Origin of the sequence: Geomicrobium sp. JCM 19037, from assembly GCF_000698105.1 — a bacterium.
Lineage (GTDB): Bacteria > Bacillota > Bacilli > Bacillales > Marinococcaceae > Geomicrobium_A.
This window is the reverse complement of record NZ_BAWZ01000018.1, coordinates 15,761-29,987: the sequence shown is the minus strand read 5'-3', so window position 1 is coordinate 29,987 and position 14,227 is coordinate 15,761. Positions and strand designations below refer to the sequence as shown.

Annotated in this window: 11 protein-coding genes, 4 pseudogenes and 1 riboswitch; of the genes and pseudogenes, 7 read left to right on the top strand and 8 right to left on the bottom strand. The window is 43.6% G+C overall.

The features are described from left to right. The 3 genes and pseudogenes from sufC to JCM19037_RS11540 all read right to left on the bottom strand — a co-directional run bounded on the left by sufC (position 1) and on the right by JCM19037_RS11540 (position 2,974). Positions 1-786, bottom strand: coding sequence for a Fe-S cluster assembly ATPase SufC (sufC, locus tag JCM19037_RS11550; protein WP_042401215.1), 786 nt, complete (start codon positions 784-786; stop codon positions 1-3). Positions 787-1,082: 296 nt separating this feature from the next. Continuing rightward, positions 1,083-1,385 carry a carboxymuconolactone decarboxylase family protein gene (locus tag JCM19037_RS11545; protein ID WP_238544679.1) on the bottom strand — a complete coding sequence of 101 codons (303 nt, stop codon included), beginning with the start codon at positions 1,383-1,385 and terminating at the stop codon, positions 1,083-1,085. A gap of 64 nt (positions 1,386-1,449) precedes the next feature. Beyond that, a pseudogene (locus tag JCM19037_RS11540) lies at positions 1,450-2,974 on the bottom strand (BCCT family transporter). A gap of 227 nt (positions 2,975-3,201) precedes the next feature. Here JCM19037_RS11540 and JCM19037_RS11535 point away from each other — a divergent pair. From JCM19037_RS11535 to JCM19037_RS11515, 6 genes and pseudogenes are all read left to right on the top strand, one after another. Further along, the gene (locus JCM19037_RS11535) at positions 3,202-3,900 is read left to right on the top strand and encodes a DUF421 domain-containing protein (protein WP_042401212.1); all 699 of its coding nucleotides are present in this window, start codon (positions 3,202-3,204) and stop codon (positions 3,898-3,900) included. 192 nt (positions 3,901-4,092) lie between these two features. Beyond that, positions 4,093-4,950 (top strand): YafY family protein, encoded by an 858-nt coding sequence (locus JCM19037_RS11530; protein ID WP_052363823.1) that lies wholly within the window; start codon positions 4,093-4,095, stop codon positions 4,948-4,950. Between the two features lie 25 nt (positions 4,951-4,975). After that, entirely contained in the window at positions 4,976-5,128 is a 153-nt protein-coding gene (locus tag JCM19037_RS30105; protein WP_373900806.1) for an NAD-dependent epimerase/dehydratase family protein, read from the top strand. Further along, entirely contained in the window at positions 5,092-5,799 is a 708-nt protein-coding gene (locus tag JCM19037_RS11525; protein WP_238544685.1) for an SDR family oxidoreductase, read from the top strand. Before JCM19037_RS30105 ends, JCM19037_RS11525 begins: the two co-directional genes overlap by 37 nt. 17 nt (positions 5,800-5,816) lie before the next feature. Next, positions 5,817-6,787 (top strand): annotated as a pseudogene (locus tag JCM19037_RS11520) (ATP-binding cassette domain-containing protein). Beyond that, positions 6,768-7,589 carry an ABC transporter permease gene (locus JCM19037_RS11515; RefSeq protein ID WP_238544678.1) on the top strand — a complete coding sequence of 274 codons (822 nt, stop codon included), beginning with the start codon at positions 6,768-6,770 and terminating at the stop codon, positions 7,587-7,589. The pseudogene JCM19037_RS11520 and the gene JCM19037_RS11515 overlap by 20 nt, the downstream one beginning before the upstream one ends. Before the next feature lie 200 nt (positions 7,590-7,789). On the opposite strand, the gene JCM19037_RS11510 is transcribed toward JCM19037_RS11515, so the two are convergent. The 4 genes and pseudogenes from JCM19037_RS11510 to JCM19037_RS22805 form a co-directional block, all read right to left on the bottom strand. Continuing rightward, positions 7,790-8,689 carry a MetQ/NlpA family ABC transporter substrate-binding protein gene (locus JCM19037_RS11510; RefSeq protein WP_042401207.1) on the bottom strand — a complete coding sequence of 300 codons (900 nt, stop codon included), beginning with the start codon at positions 8,687-8,689 and terminating at the stop codon, positions 7,790-7,792. Positions 8,690-8,700: 11 nt separating this feature from the next. Continuing rightward, positions 8,701-9,368, bottom strand: a pseudogene (locus tag JCM19037_RS11505) (methionine ABC transporter permease). Beyond that, positions 9,361-10,383: a methionine ABC transporter ATP-binding protein gene (locus JCM19037_RS11500; protein WP_042401205.1), complete on the bottom strand. Its 1,023-nt coding sequence runs from the start codon at positions 10,381-10,383 to the stop codon at positions 9,361-9,363. The pseudogene JCM19037_RS11505 and the gene JCM19037_RS11500 overlap by 8 nt, the downstream one beginning before the upstream one ends. Positions 10,384-10,535: 152 nt before the next feature. After that, a riboswitch (SAM riboswitch) is annotated at positions 10,536-10,643 on the bottom strand. A 56-nt stretch (positions 10,644-10,699) separates the two neighbouring features. Next, on the bottom strand, positions 10,700-11,296 hold the full coding sequence (locus JCM19037_RS22805; RefSeq protein ID WP_052363822.1) for a TetR/AcrR family transcriptional regulator: 597 nt from the start codon (positions 11,294-11,296) through the stop codon (positions 10,700-10,702). 163 nt (positions 11,297-11,459) lie between these two features. Here JCM19037_RS22805 and JCM19037_RS11490 point away from each other — a divergent pair. Next, positions 11,460-12,918 (top strand): annotated as a pseudogene (locus JCM19037_RS11490) (MDR family MFS transporter). 676 nt (positions 12,919-13,594) lie between these two features. Here JCM19037_RS11490 and JCM19037_RS11485 read toward each other — a convergent pair. Further along, on the bottom strand, positions 13,595-14,152 hold the full coding sequence (locus JCM19037_RS11485; RefSeq protein ID WP_042401201.1) for a nucleotidyltransferase family protein: 558 nt from the start codon (positions 14,150-14,152) through the stop codon (positions 13,595-13,597). Positions 14,153-14,227: the final 75 nt, after the last annotated feature.

The following is a 14,227-nucleotide window of genomic DNA, read 5'->3' as shown; positions in this document are numbered from 1 at the left end:
TTATGCTTCTTGCCCGACACGCTCGTCTTCGATGCCGAGTTCTTCTTTAATCCAGTCATAACCTTCTGCTTCAAGACGTTGTGCAAGGGAAGCATCCCCTGACTTAACGATACGTCCTTGCATCATTACGTGAACGTGATCTGGGGTGATGTAGTTCAAAAGGCGCTGATAGTGCGTGATGATCAGGCAACCGAAGCTTTCTCCACGAAGGTCGTTAATCCCTTTTGATACTACTTTAAGTGCGTCAATATCTAGACCCGAGTCAATCTCATCTAGGATCGCAATTTTTGGTTGAAGCATAAGCAATTGAAGAATTTCATTACGCTTCTTCTCTCCACCTGAGAAACCTTCGTTCAAGTAACGAGTAGAGAACGCTTCATTCATATCTAATGTTTCCATGTTTTTGTCCATTGTCTTAATGAACTTCATTAACGAAATTTCATCGCCTTCTTCACGATGAGCATTCATCGCTGTACGAAGGAAATCAGAAGTTGTAACGCCTGTTACTTCACTTGGGTACTGCATTGCAAGAAACATTCCTGCACGCGCACGCTCGTCCACTTCCATCTCAAGTACATCTTCGCCATCGAGGATGACTGACCCTTTCGTAATCTCATAGCTTGGGTGGCCCATAATCGCAGACGCTAATGTTGATTTACCGGTACCGTTAGGTCCCATAATGGCGTGGATTTCACCACCAGAAATTTCTAGGTTAAAGCCTTTTACAATTTCTTTGCCTTCGATTTCAACGTGCAAATCTTTAATCGTCAACGTTGATGCTGTCATTTTCCTACCTCCATTTATTATAGCTACAGATCGTGTGTAGCGTATTCTCAATCTATTATCATTCTTATTTTATAACAAATTCAATCTTCCATCAAGGGGACGCACATTCAGCGCGGCGATTGAATGTTAACAAGAATTCTCCACTCATTATGACGTGTTGAGGACGAAGATTCAATCCTTCTCCCTTGATCACAAGAATAACCACGTGCATACATGCCGTGGTTATTCGGAAGCTTCTTCTTTGTCTTGAGATTCAAATGTGTCCAGTGCATCTCTTATGAGCGTCGCTGCTTGGCTCATTGCAGGCGCAGGCAAAATGCTGCTGCCACACTAACGGCCTCTAATATTTCGCTGTCGGTACAATTTTCATCAATACATGCTTTCGTATAAGATAAGATGCAATATTCATCCCGCAAGGCGACGCTAACGGCGAGTGCCATTAATTGCTTGTCTTTTACAGCCAGTTTTCCTTTAGTGAAACACGTATCTGTAAATGCTTGGTATTTCCTCATTAGCCGCGGCAGCTTTTGTGCGATGAATTGCGTTCCTTCTTCATAGTCAAGCATCGCATCTTCGACATATCCTTCTTCCTTCGGCACAGCATACCCTCCTTACCCGTCTATTATGCAAGAAAGGAGGGCAAACTATGCATAAATCTTCCAGTTATGGCTTTCGTATCAAACCTTGGTCTCTCGCAAGTCGTTTTGCGATCTTTGGTGCTTGCCAAATCGTCGGAAGCAGCAAGATCGATACCGGGACTGCGGTAACAACGATAAATGATTGAAGCGCATCAATACTACCTTCTCCAATAAAGATTAAGATGGCTGCAACTGTAGCCATAATCGCTGCCCAGAAAACACGCATCGGCTTTGGCGGGTTGCCTTCACCAGTCATGCTCATTGAAATGGAATACGTCATTGAGTCGGCTGTCGTAATGACAAACAAAATCGCCAATACTAAAAAGATAAACGGCATGACGACACTAAATGGCATTTGCCCTGCAACAGCGATGATCGCTGCAGGCAAACCACCTTCACCCAATGGCTGTGAGATAATGCCAGGTTGCTGTTGTTCATAATAGATGCCAGAGCCACCCACAACCGTAAACCAGAAGTTCGTGATGAGAGGAGAAATGACTGCCACCGCAAGAATAATCTCACGAATCGTTCTCCCTCTAGAGATACGTGCAATTAACATAATCATCATCGGGGCAAACCCAATGAACCATGCAAAGAAGAAGAGCATCCACGCACCGAGCCAATCATTGTCTCCTCGATACGTATGAAGTGTTATAAAATGATTCACATGATACCCGAATGAAGAAACAAACGTATCGATGATATAAGCGCCGGGTCCAAATATAAGGATAATCCCTGCAAGGATAAACACTAAAATAATGTTCCATTTACTTAACCATTGAATCCCTTTATGAACACCTGTAATGGCTGAAATCGTTACGATGAACAATAAAAAGCCAATAATGACTAGCTGGATACCGAAAATGTCAGGTAATCCAAATAAAGCGTTTAATCCGTAGCTTACTTGTAAACCTAATATTCCAATTGGACCAATGGTTCCAGCAGCCACAGCAATAATACAAAACGCGTCGATTACCGTTCCGAGTTTGTGCGTGGCAATTTTTTCACCAAAAAAGGGATACAACATTGACCTTGGCTTCATCGGCATTCCTTTATGATACACAGCATACATAAGGACAATTGCCCCCGTCGTACCGAGTGCAGCCCAAGCTGCCATCCCCCAGCTTACATAAGCTTGTGCCATCGCTGGAATAACGGCTTGTGGTGATCCTGGTTCAATCCCGTCGTGTACAGGGGGCACTTCCATGAAGTAATACATCGGTTCGGCAGCTGCCAGAATACTCCACCTGCCCCTAGCAGTGAAATACATATGACAGATACCCATCGAAATGTGCTTAGCTCTTTTTCACTTTGTTCTCCTAAGCGTACATTCCCATATTTTGAAAATGCGAGGACGATTGAAACACCGAGCATGAGTAAAAGTAATACTTGCCAAAATGCACCGAAATAGTCAACGGACCAACCAAACAGCAAGTTAACAATGTCCCCGACAGCCTCCACATTAATGAAAGAAGCCAACACGAATAGGACAAGAGCCCCCCACTCAGTACAAATACGGGCCAATCAATTTTCCCAACAAGCTTATCCATATATTTAGTTATTCCTTCCTGCCCATCTCTTGGGGCGATAAACCATCGTGACGAAGTTGTGAACTAAATTAAACTTAAGCAACGAATTATAGCACACAATGATTCACGCGCAAATGCCAAATTTAGGCTCTTCTTTTCGCGAAAGGGCTTCCATTTGCACCTGTTCAACATTCCGCTGATATTTTGTTTCTTTTCGGTGCAACTTAACACGAGAAGGAGGGATATCGTTGAGTGATATATTGTCGACATCCGTAGAACTAAGTGTTGGTTTTCTTGCTCTTCTTATTATGACCAAACTTCTTGGAAAGACATCTCTAGCACAAGTAACACCCTTTGATTTTATCTCTGCTTTAATTCTCGGTGAACTGGTTGGAAATGCGATTTATGATGACGAAGTTCGTTTAGGAACAATTCTTTACTCTGTTGCTTTTTGGGGACTTTTAGTATTTCTAATTGAATTCTTAACGCAGAAATTCAGGAAGACAAGAGGAATGCTTGAAGGAAATCCGTCCGTCGTCATCCGCAATGGACGAATTGATCGAGAACAGATGAAAAAGAATAAAGTTGACCTCAACGAATTACAAAACCTTCTCCGGCAACAATCGGTGTTTTCTATGCGAGAAGTCGCTTACGCCATCATTGAGACCGATGGCAGCGTAACCGTTCTAAAGAAGTCACAATATGACCAACCGACGAACAAAGATTTGAATGTTCCTTCTAAAGCTGTGTACTTACCCATCACCCTCATTAGTGACGGTCAAATAGATGATGATAATCTTGAACAGGCAGGCTTGAGTAGAGAGTGGTTACAACAACAGCTTCGGGAACGAAACATCTCCTCGCCAGATGATGTATTTTTCCTTGAATGGAAACAAGACGAAGGTGTGTACATTGACTTGATGGATAATGTCGGGACGAGCAACTAATTGAATGGTTTAGTATGAAAGGCGCTACCTTACTAAAATGACTTTGCCTGAGCGTACAGATCTTGTATATGAAAGTAGACAGTTCCAACAAACTGAGCAACTTCATCATGAAGTTGCTCTATTTTTATAACCCTGACACGCAAGATGTCATGTATGATGACCTAAAGTGTACTGTATGGGGAGGCACCTATTTTGAAGTTAGAACGATTACTCGGAATTACGACAATGTTAATGACGAAAGGGCGCGTGACGGCAACAACGCTTGCCGACCGTTTTGAAGTTTCGGTTAGAACAATCTATCGGGATCTCGACCTCATCAATCAGTCTGGCATTCCGATCGTTTCTTTTCCTGGGACGGACGGCGGTTACGAAATTATGGATGGCTTTTATTTATCCAAGCAGCATTTTTCATTAGAAGATATGAGAACCGTTTACCATCTCCTGCAAAGTTTGGATGCATCACCTTTTCAAGCGATTTCCGAAAGGCTGGCATCTTTACAGCCATTGCTACTTACATCATCAGATAATCACTCCGTCATCTTTTCACTTAGTTCTTCTGAAGAAGAACGCACGTACATCCAAAAATGGACAGAAGCCATTCACCAAATGAAACAAGTCTCGTTTACGTATACGAGTGGAACTGGTGAGGTTACGACGCGTACAGTTGAACCGAGAAACCTACATTTTGATTACGGAACGTGGTACGCTGAAGCATTTTGTTTAACTCGCCAAGCTGATCGGTTGTTTCGACTTTCGCGCATGGAATCACTGTTGCTTCTTTTGACGAGCTTCACGCCGAAACGTAAAAAAAGTGACCCTCATTCTATTGCTCCAATACCATTGCATCTACGCTTCTCGCGAGATGTTAAACAACGAGTGCTTGAGCAATTTCCTGAACAAACCGAAACATTTAATGACCACATCTACGTTTATACAGAATATTATCATCCGACATATGCTTTATCGATTGTTCTTAGCTATGGATCAAATGTAGAAGTGATCTCCCACTATCATTGCGAAAAGAAGTTCTTCAAGAAATCAAGAAAATAACCCAAATCTACAATGAAGGAGACGAATGATGAATATTCTAGTTACAGGGGCTACTGGCACAGTAGGTCGACACGTAGTTCAGCAGCTGATAGATAAGGGTTATCTGTTCGCGCAGTATCGAGAAATCCGAAAAACGCACAACTGCCCCACCGTGCAGAGGTCGTTTACGGGGATCTGATGCAACCGGAAACGATGCGTCAACCTCTTCACAACATTGATGCCATGTACTTGATTTTATCAAGCGATGTAGCTGGTGCCGATTTGGAAACCGATGCGCAGGTCATTGCGCTTGCAGAGGAAGCAGGAGTTAAACACGTGTCGCTGCTCACTGTTTACGGAGATGGACTGGTGGAGCAAGCGTTACGAAACAGCACGATGACTTCAACGTTTGTTCAACCCGTCGGGTTTATGGCAAACTGCCTTGATGACTGGCAGGACACCATTCGTAATGGTGAAGTGATCGAAGCATTTGGCGGCCATATCAAGACAGCAATTATTCACGAAGGTGATATCGGAGCAGTGGTCGCAGAAACATTGGTAAATGAGGATCACTATGGACAATTTTACACACTCACAGGACCTGAATTGCGATCAAAAAAAGAATGCGTTGATATGATTAGTCATGTGCTAAGAACATCGATTTCGTTTAAAGAGCTCTCTTTGGATGAAGCTCGGAAGCGCTGGAAAGACGCAGGGTATGACGATGAAAGCATCCAGTTTTTCGTGCAGATGGGCACTCAGCCACCTGAAATTGGCACCACCATCTTACCAACCGTTGAAAAGGTTCTAAAACGACCTCCAAAGAGGTTCAGTCAATGGGTGAACGAAAATAAGAATCAATTTAGTTGAACAGAAAGGGTGACAAAATGAGCAATATTGCAATTGAAGCAAAAGGTCTCGTGAAGAGATTTGGTGAGCAAAGGGCTGTTGATGGCATCGACCTTACGATACCAAAAGGAATGGTATATGGATTCCTCGGTCCAAATGGCGCAGGAAAGACGACGACCATTCGCATGCTCGCTACGCTATTAAAACCAGACGGAGGAAGTGCAAAAGTTTTTGGTCACGACATTACAAGCGAAACGAGTGCGGTTCGTGCAAGAATTAGTCTAACCGGACAATATGCCTCATTAGACGAAGACTTGACCGGAAAGGAGAACCTTGTCATGATCTCGCGCCTGATGGGCTACTCAAAGAAGGAAGCGAAAAACCGAGCCGACGAACTTCTTGTCGCCTTCCGTCTTGACGCGCCGCCAAAAAACAAGTAAAGAACTACTCCGGTGGGATGCGAAGAAGAATGGACATCGCCGCTAGTATCGTCGTGACTCCGGACTTGTTATTTCTTGATGAACCAACGACCGGACTTGACCCAGAAAGCCGCATCGAAGTGTGGGGAATTGTTCGTTCACTCGTCCGCGCAGGAACGACCGTATTACTTACGACGCAATACCTAGAAGAAGCCGATCAATTAGCGGATCGAATTGCAGTCATTAATCAAGGAAAATTGATTGCAGAAGGAACAAGCGCAGAACTGAAAGCATCAATTGGACGAAACACGTTGCACGTGACGCTCGTTGATGAGAATGATTTATCTCGGGCACAGCAAATTTTCGAAAATAAATTAAGCAACGTCGTACAAATTACAGATGCTCATTCCCTCTCTATACAAGTCGATCAGCCCTCCAAGATTGCTGAAACATTTAGTAACCTCGCGAATGAATACATCCAAATGAGTAGCTTTTCTTTAGGTCAACCGAGTTTGGACGAAGTATTTCTTACGCTCACAGGTTCCAAAACACCAGATGAGGAGAAGATCAATGACGAAACAAATGAATGAAGAACGTCTTCATGATGCGATTGCTTCTGGGAAGCGTCCCCGTCGACCGAGTCCTTTTTCTTCAACGCTCACCTTTGCATCACGTACACTTTTACGAATTAAGCATGTTCCGGAGCAAATGTTCGACGTAACGCTATTTCCGATTATCTTCTTACTCATGTTCACCTACTTGTTTGGCGGGGCAATCGCCGGTTCAACGACCGAGTATTTGCAATTTCTGTTGCCCGGTATTCTCGTCATGACTGTTGCTCAAATTACGATGTATACAGGTTTAGATCTAAATAATGATATTCGAAAAGGAATTTTTGACCGCTTCCGCACCTTGCCAATCTGGCTGCCATCCGCTTTGATTGGTGCGCTGCTCGTTGACGTTGTGAGATACACATTAGCTTCTCTCATTATGATTGGTCTCGGTCTCATCTTAGGATTTCGACCGGAAGGGGGCGTATCCGGCGTATTGGTTGCTCTCGTCCTCATCCTATTCTTCTCATTCAGCTTATCATGGCTATGGACAACGCTCGGTCTTATTATGCGCTCAGACAAATCGTTAATGATGGTTAGCATGATGATTCTGTTTCCACTAACATTTGTAAGTAACGTTTTCGTAGATCCAGACACGCTGCCAGGATGGCTTCAAGGTTTTGTAGAGGTAAACCCCATCTCCGTTTTAGCAAATGCCGTACGGAGTTGGATGCATGGAACTGGGACCTTTGAACAGATTGGCCTCGTTCTCCTGACATCGGCAATTTTCATCGTAATCTTCGCACCTTTAACGATGTATTTATACCGCAACAAAAAGTAAGAAAAACCTCAACAATATCAAAGAGGTATATTTGGGCGTTAACCCACATAATTGCTACTAGTGAGACAAAAAGCAACCACTGATCGAGCCAAAACAAGCACGGCTTAGATTCTATTGGCAGGCACCTTGCTATGCCTATACACAACCTAAGGACGACACAACAAAACCCCTCCAAGCTGCCAAGCTTGGAGGGGTTCTCATTATTCAGCCGGAAGGACGGCACCTTCATACTGATCTTCAATAAATTGTTTCACATCATCAGATTGCAAAACGTCCACGAGTGTTTGAATGTTCTCGTCCTCTTGATTTTCAGCTTTCACAGCGATCACATTCACATACGGGTTATCTTCACCACTCTCGACGACAATGGAGTCATCGACAGGGTTTAGGTCGTTATCAATGGCGTAGTTAGAGTTAATGAACACGACGTCGCCCTCACCGACATCGAACGCTTGTGGAAGTAAAGCGGCTTCGTACGACGGATCAAAGTCAAAGTTATTCGGGTTTTCGTCAATATCATCAATCGTTGCATAGATTGGATCGATGCCATCAGCAATGGTAATTAATCCTTCGGCTTCAAACAAGCTTAATACGCGGCCGTGGTCAGCGACAGAGTCGCTCATAATAACATGTGCGTCTTCAGGAAGGTCTGCCAATGATCCGTACTCTTGGCTGTATCCCCCCATCGGTTCGATATGAACACCACCGACGTTCTCAAAATCGTATCCGTGTTCTTCAATTTGACTCTCTAAATACGGAATGTGTTGGAAGTAGTTGGCATCCAACTCGTCAAGGTCAAGGGCTTGGTTTGGCATTACATAGTCATTGAATGTCTGGATTTGTAATTCAATGCCTTCTTCTTCTAGTAGGTCTGTGGCGTATTCTAGAATTTCTGCATGAGGAACGTTTGATGCACCGACAACGAGTGACTGTGTTTCGCCATCTTGGGCTGCTTCATCATCGCCTTCATCCCCAGTTTCTTCCGTCTCTTCTGGTGCATCTCCTGCTGATTCGTCTGTTCCTTCTTCATCAGAAGTGCCACATGCCGTTAAGGCTAACGTTAACGATCCTGCTGCAATTGCGGTGTAAAACTTTTTCATCAAACTCTCCCCTATCTTTTATCTAATTTTCTAGTTAGAACGTCTCCAATACCTTGAAAGATGAAGACGATAACGAGTGTGATAATCGTTGCAATAAACGTTATTTCAGGGTTATTTCTTTGGAAACCATCTCGAAACGCAAGATCCCCTAAACCACCAGCACCGATCACTCCGGCCATCGCTGTATAACCAACAAGTGCGATGGATGTGACGGTAATCCCTGAGACGAGCGCTGGCATTGATTCTGGGAGTAACACTTTGAATATAATCTGGAACTGGTTACTGCCCATTGATCTTGCAGCTTCAATAACCCCTTTATCTACTTCACGCAAACCAATCTCAACGAGCCTTGCGTAAAAGGGAGCGGCTCCAATAATCAATGCCGGTAGTGCAGCTTGTGGCCCGAGCATCGTGTTGAGTACTGCAACCGTAAACGGTATGAGTAAGATAATTAAAATGATAAAAGGAATGGAACGAAACACATTGACAAACGCAGCGACAATCCAATTAATGATAGGGTTCGCCCATATCTGTTTCTTTGATGTCAAAAATAGCAATAAACCAAGGGCAATGCGAGAATAAATGTAAAGAAAATAGCGATGACGCTCATGTAAACTGTTTCCCACGTGGCATCGAGCATATTATCCCAATTGACATTACTGAGGAATTCATCACCCATCATTCATCACCTCCGCCTGAACATGGTGCTTTTCAATATAGGCAAGTGCTTCTGTTACTGCGTCAGAGGTTCCTTCAAGGGAGATAAACAATGAACCATAACTCCCATCTTTCGTGCGTGCGATGTTCCCTTGTAAAATATTCACGTCAACGTTTACGTTGCGAATGAGATCAGACACAACAGGCTTCTCCGTTTCGTCACCTACAAAAGTCAACTTCACGACTGTACCTTTTTCATCGTGCAATTGATCCTCAATCACTTCTAATGAACCATCGGTTTCTGTAATTTGCTTCACGAACGCTTGAGTAATTTCTTTCTTAGGGTGTTTGAACACATCAAGCACTCCTCCTTGCTCGACGACTTCTCCATCTTCCATGACGGCAACTCGCCCACAAATCTTGTGAATGACGTGCATTTCATGAGTGATGAGCACAATCGTCAATCCTAGCTTCTGATTGATTTCATAAAGAAGCTCGAGAATCGAAGACGTCGTTTTTGGATCAAGTGCAGATGTCGCTTCATCGCATAGCAATACTTTTGGGTCATTCGCAAGTGCTCTAGCAATGCCAACGCGTTGCTTTTGTCCGCCACTCAGTTGCGAAGGGTATGCACCGCCTCGACCGTCCAAGCCGACAAGCGAAATGAGTTCGTCCACTCGTTCATTTCGTTTCTTTTTTGGTACACCGGCAATTTCTAGCGGGTACGCAATGTTTTCCCGAACCGTCCGCGACCAGAGGAGATTAAAGTGTTGAAAAATCATGCTAATCTCTTGCCTCGCCTTTCGTAGCGCACGTCCTTTTAAATTCAGCATGTCGTAATCGGCAATTTTCACCGTTCCCGATGAAGGCGCCTCTAAAAGGTTAAGAAGGCGTATAAGTGTACTTTTTCCAGCACCACTATAACCGATTATGCCAAAGATCTCTCCTGATTCTATCGTTAAGTTCACGTCTTTTACTGCATGAATGTGTGCATCTTTCGTCACAAAAGACTTTGACACATTGTTCATTTGAATCAATTGATGCACCCCCTATCCATTCTATTCCAAGTATCCTTACCTATTCACTATATTTTAAGTTCGAAAAAAATAAACAAGCATACGTTTCGTTTGGATAAAACAAAAATAACCTTTTTGCTAGAAGATGAGCAGAAAGGTTAATCGTACGTTCCATCTCATCTCCCAAGGCATTTGCAACCTTGCAGGAATTGGCACCATTGCAATTGCTTGCCGGTTGCCGGGTTTCACAGGGCCAGTCCCTCCACCACTCCAGATAAGGATATTTAGTTGATGTTTGAATCTTAGCACCCTCACACCGATGTTGTCAACTATTCTTTCAATGGCATAATTTAGGCAAAATCAACTCATCAATAATCTGATAAATATAATTCGCATCAATCGTTTTCTTCGTCACGATCGTACGGTAATGAATCATTGAAGGTCCGATATCTGCGATTAAATCTAACTGTTCCAGCGTAAGTGCTGGATTAGGGTACATGTAAGGGTCGAGTATTGCGAAGAAAGCAAGCCGAAACTTGTGATAATACCCTTGCTGTAACCCAAGTTCTAATTCTTGATTTTGTGAAGCTGCACTTCCAATCGCTGCATACGCACGTTGAATCGATTCATCTTCGATTCGAAAGCTAGACGCCATTAGATGAAACAATTGATCCCGTAAATCATTAAATTGCTCCACTTCTTGTAAGATCTCTTCAAACGGCTTCACGTCTGAAATGGCCTGAATAACGAGATGTGTCTTTGACGTCCACCTTCGATAGATCGTCGCTTTTCCTACGCCTGCGTGCTGAGCAATACGGTCCATCGATACACGTTCATATCCGTGTTCTCCAATGAGCTCTAGTGCCGACTGCATGATGATGCGATCCCGACTCTTGTCCAAAGGGCGTCCCTTCTTCTTTTCAATCGCACTCATGACAAGCCTCCTTCTTCCTATAGTCATTTCATCGTATCACCAGGATATACAGAGTGCAAATTTACGAAACGAAACTGTTTCGAAACGATTGCGTTTCGTAAATAATCATGGTACGATTCATCTTGCTGATTCAAGCCATATATATTTTTTAGGAGGGACGGCTATGGCACATGCACCAACAACTGCTGAAATAAAGGAAGACTTATCGAATGTAAAACCGATACCGATATTAGCCGTTCTTCTTTCAGGCGCCTTTGTTGCGATCCTGAATGAAACGATTCTTAACGTGGCTTTACAAGCATTATGGGAGACTTGGGCGTGAACTCAAGTACAGCTCAATGGCTCGTGACTAGCTATATGCTCGTCATCGGAATCTTAATTCCAATTTCTGCATATTTCATTCAACGATTCACAACGAGACAACTATTTATTACGGCGATGACACTGTTTACGCTCGGTACAATTGTCGCCGGTTTTAGCCCAACCTTTGCCTTCCTTCTTATAGGACGTATTGTGCAAGCGGTCGGGACCGCGATCATGATTCCGTTACTCATGAATGTCATTCTTGCTGTCATTCCCCAAGAAAGGCGTGGGGCAGCAATGGGTATGATGGGACTTGTCATCATGTTTGCTCCAGCAATCGGGCCTACTGTCTCTGGGTTTATTATTGAAGGATTATCGTGGCGCTGGATCTTCTTTCTTGTGATTCCAATCGCCCTATTTTCTCTAGTGTTCGGTTACTTCGTCTTGAAGAACGTCACGAAAACCTCAAAGCCAAAACTTGATCTCTTTTCATTCTTATTGTCTACGATCGGCTTTGGAGGAATTGTGTACGGATTTAGCACCGCTGGTAAAGGCGATTCCTCACTTGCAGACCCAATTGTCATCGCCTCGCTTGCTGCAGGGTTTATCGGGCTGGCCGCATTCGCATTCCGCCAGATAAAAATGAAAGATCCGCTTCTGGATTTACGTGTATTCCGCTACCCGATGTTTGCTTTTGGTTTAATTATTGTCATGCTCGTCATGATGACGATGTTTGCACTCATGCTCGTTCTGCCGATTTATATGCAATCTGCGTTACTGTTCACAGCCATTGCTACCGGACTCATTATGTTACCTGGTGGGATTATAAACGGGGCGATGTCTCCGATCATGGGCGAATCTTTGATAAGGTTGGTCCGCGCCCAATCATTATTCCTGGAGCCATTTTACTCGTCATCACCGTATTCACGTATCGATTCTCCACCCCAGGTGTAGACGAGTGGATACTTGCGATTCAGCACATTTTTGTGATGGTTTCTGTCGCGATGATTATGATGCCTGCGCAAACGAACGGACTTAACCACTTACCACGGCATTTGTATCCGCACGGTACGGCGATCTTTAATACACTCATGCAAGTTTCTGGTGCGATTGGTGCTGCCATCTTTATTTCTATTATGGAAACAGGCAGAAGTAATGCGCTCTCAGGCATTGAAGATCCGACTGCTGCACAGCAAATTGAAGCACTCACAATCGGTGCTCAACAAAGCTTCTCATTCGGGTTTATCTTTGCGATTATTGCTCTCGTCATTGCGTTATTTATTCGTTCAAAAAAACCGAAAACGACAGAAAGTGAATAGTAAAACGCAAACACCCCTATATTGGGCGTGTTTGCGTTTTTTGCTTTGATATCTGCTGAGGGACAATATCCGTGAGATCTTTGGCGCTGAAAAATGCATCTCACTCTCTAAACTACTCGTCAAAGTGAACCAGCGGGTCCAGCTCGAGTGGGGATTTCAAGAACATGAAGCATTGCAATCGCAAATTATCCCATCATATACCCTTATCTATGGAATTTTCTATATATATCAAGCTAAACACTGTTACACGTATTTTAACTCCTCTTTTTCAGTGAACTGCTTACGACCTGTGGGGTCTCGTCTCGGTCCTTTTTCCACAAGCGTGATCTCCTTTCGTTCCAATCAACGATACTGAAAAAGCGACAGTGTTAACTAAGTTTGCTAAGTAATGACCATGAACGCTATTCATACACTTTGAATGTCAATGGCAGTCATAGAAACCATTCATTGCTACGTCTATAGTGTACGATTATCTTTGATGATGTTGAACTTTAAAGCTCTATCGGTTGGTTTACCATAGGTTTATGAAGAAATTCTTTCGTTCAACTTACATAGATTATGTCCACACGCGTACGAAAAACAAATCTGACACCGATTTATGCAGCTACCCTTAAAATCTCATTAAAAATTACTTACATTTATAATGTGTATATTCCTTGATCAACCTACTCGCCTCTTATCTTTCTACACGCACTTGTGGCCAACGCTTGTCCCATTTTTTATGTTTGACCCGATGATTGTAAGCCGACTGCACGCTGGGGTGTTCTTTTGCCATCGGTGTTGGTTTTATTACACAGTTGACCAAGTCAGAGATGCCATGAGGGGCAGCGAGCTCAATTGCGCCAGCATTTGTCATTCTCACCATAACGGCAGTAGCGGTTTCAGGATATTGGCTGACAGCATCGAGCGATGATTCATATGGGTCTGTACCGTTAAGCGTATGCATACGCGCTTGATTTTTGACAGACCAAGGGACATCCGGACAGGCGGTGTGCAGTTTCTGTTCGATCTGCTTTTCAAACGACTCCGTGACGTGATCGGGATCATAATAAATGACATCCACATCGTCCGTCTCTGTTCTTTTTGAGAATTGGTGCAAATGATCCCACACTTTTGCTCGAACAAAGCCTGCACTGATCCAACAATCAGGTAAGTTTAGCTTTCGGACTGTGCGTAAACATTTCACCATATATTCATCTTGACTAATAAGTTGTTCAATATCCTCTTTCTTCATTACACATTTCTCCATTCTCGAAAGCTCATAACAATGCCCGTGTTAAGAACAAACCTCAACACGGGCATGAGACTT

Bases quoted from the DNA above. Each gene is read 5' to 3' on its own strand.
- sufC (WP_042401215.1), bottom strand. From the start codon at position 786: ATGACAGCATCAACGTTGACGATTAAAGATTTGCACGTTGAAATCGAA.
- JCM19037_RS30105 (WP_373900806.1), top strand. From the start codon at position 4,976: ATGATGAATATTCTAGTTACAGGGGCTACTGGCACAGTAGGTCGACAC.
- JCM19037_RS11515 (WP_238544678.1), top strand. From the start codon at position 6,768: ATGACGAAACAAATGAATGAAGAACGTCTTCATGATGCGATTGCTTCT.
- JCM19037_RS11510 (WP_042401207.1), bottom strand. From the start codon at position 8,689: ATGAAAAAGTTTTACACCGCAATTGCAGCAGGATCGTTAACGTTAGCC.
- JCM19037_RS22805 (WP_052363822.1), bottom strand. From the start codon at position 11,296: ATGAGTGCGATTGAAAAGAAGAAGGGACGCCCTTTGGACAAGAGTCGG.
- JCM19037_RS11485 (WP_042401201.1), bottom strand. From the start codon at position 14,152: ATGAAGAAAGAGGATATTGAACAACTTATTAGTCAAGATGAATATATG.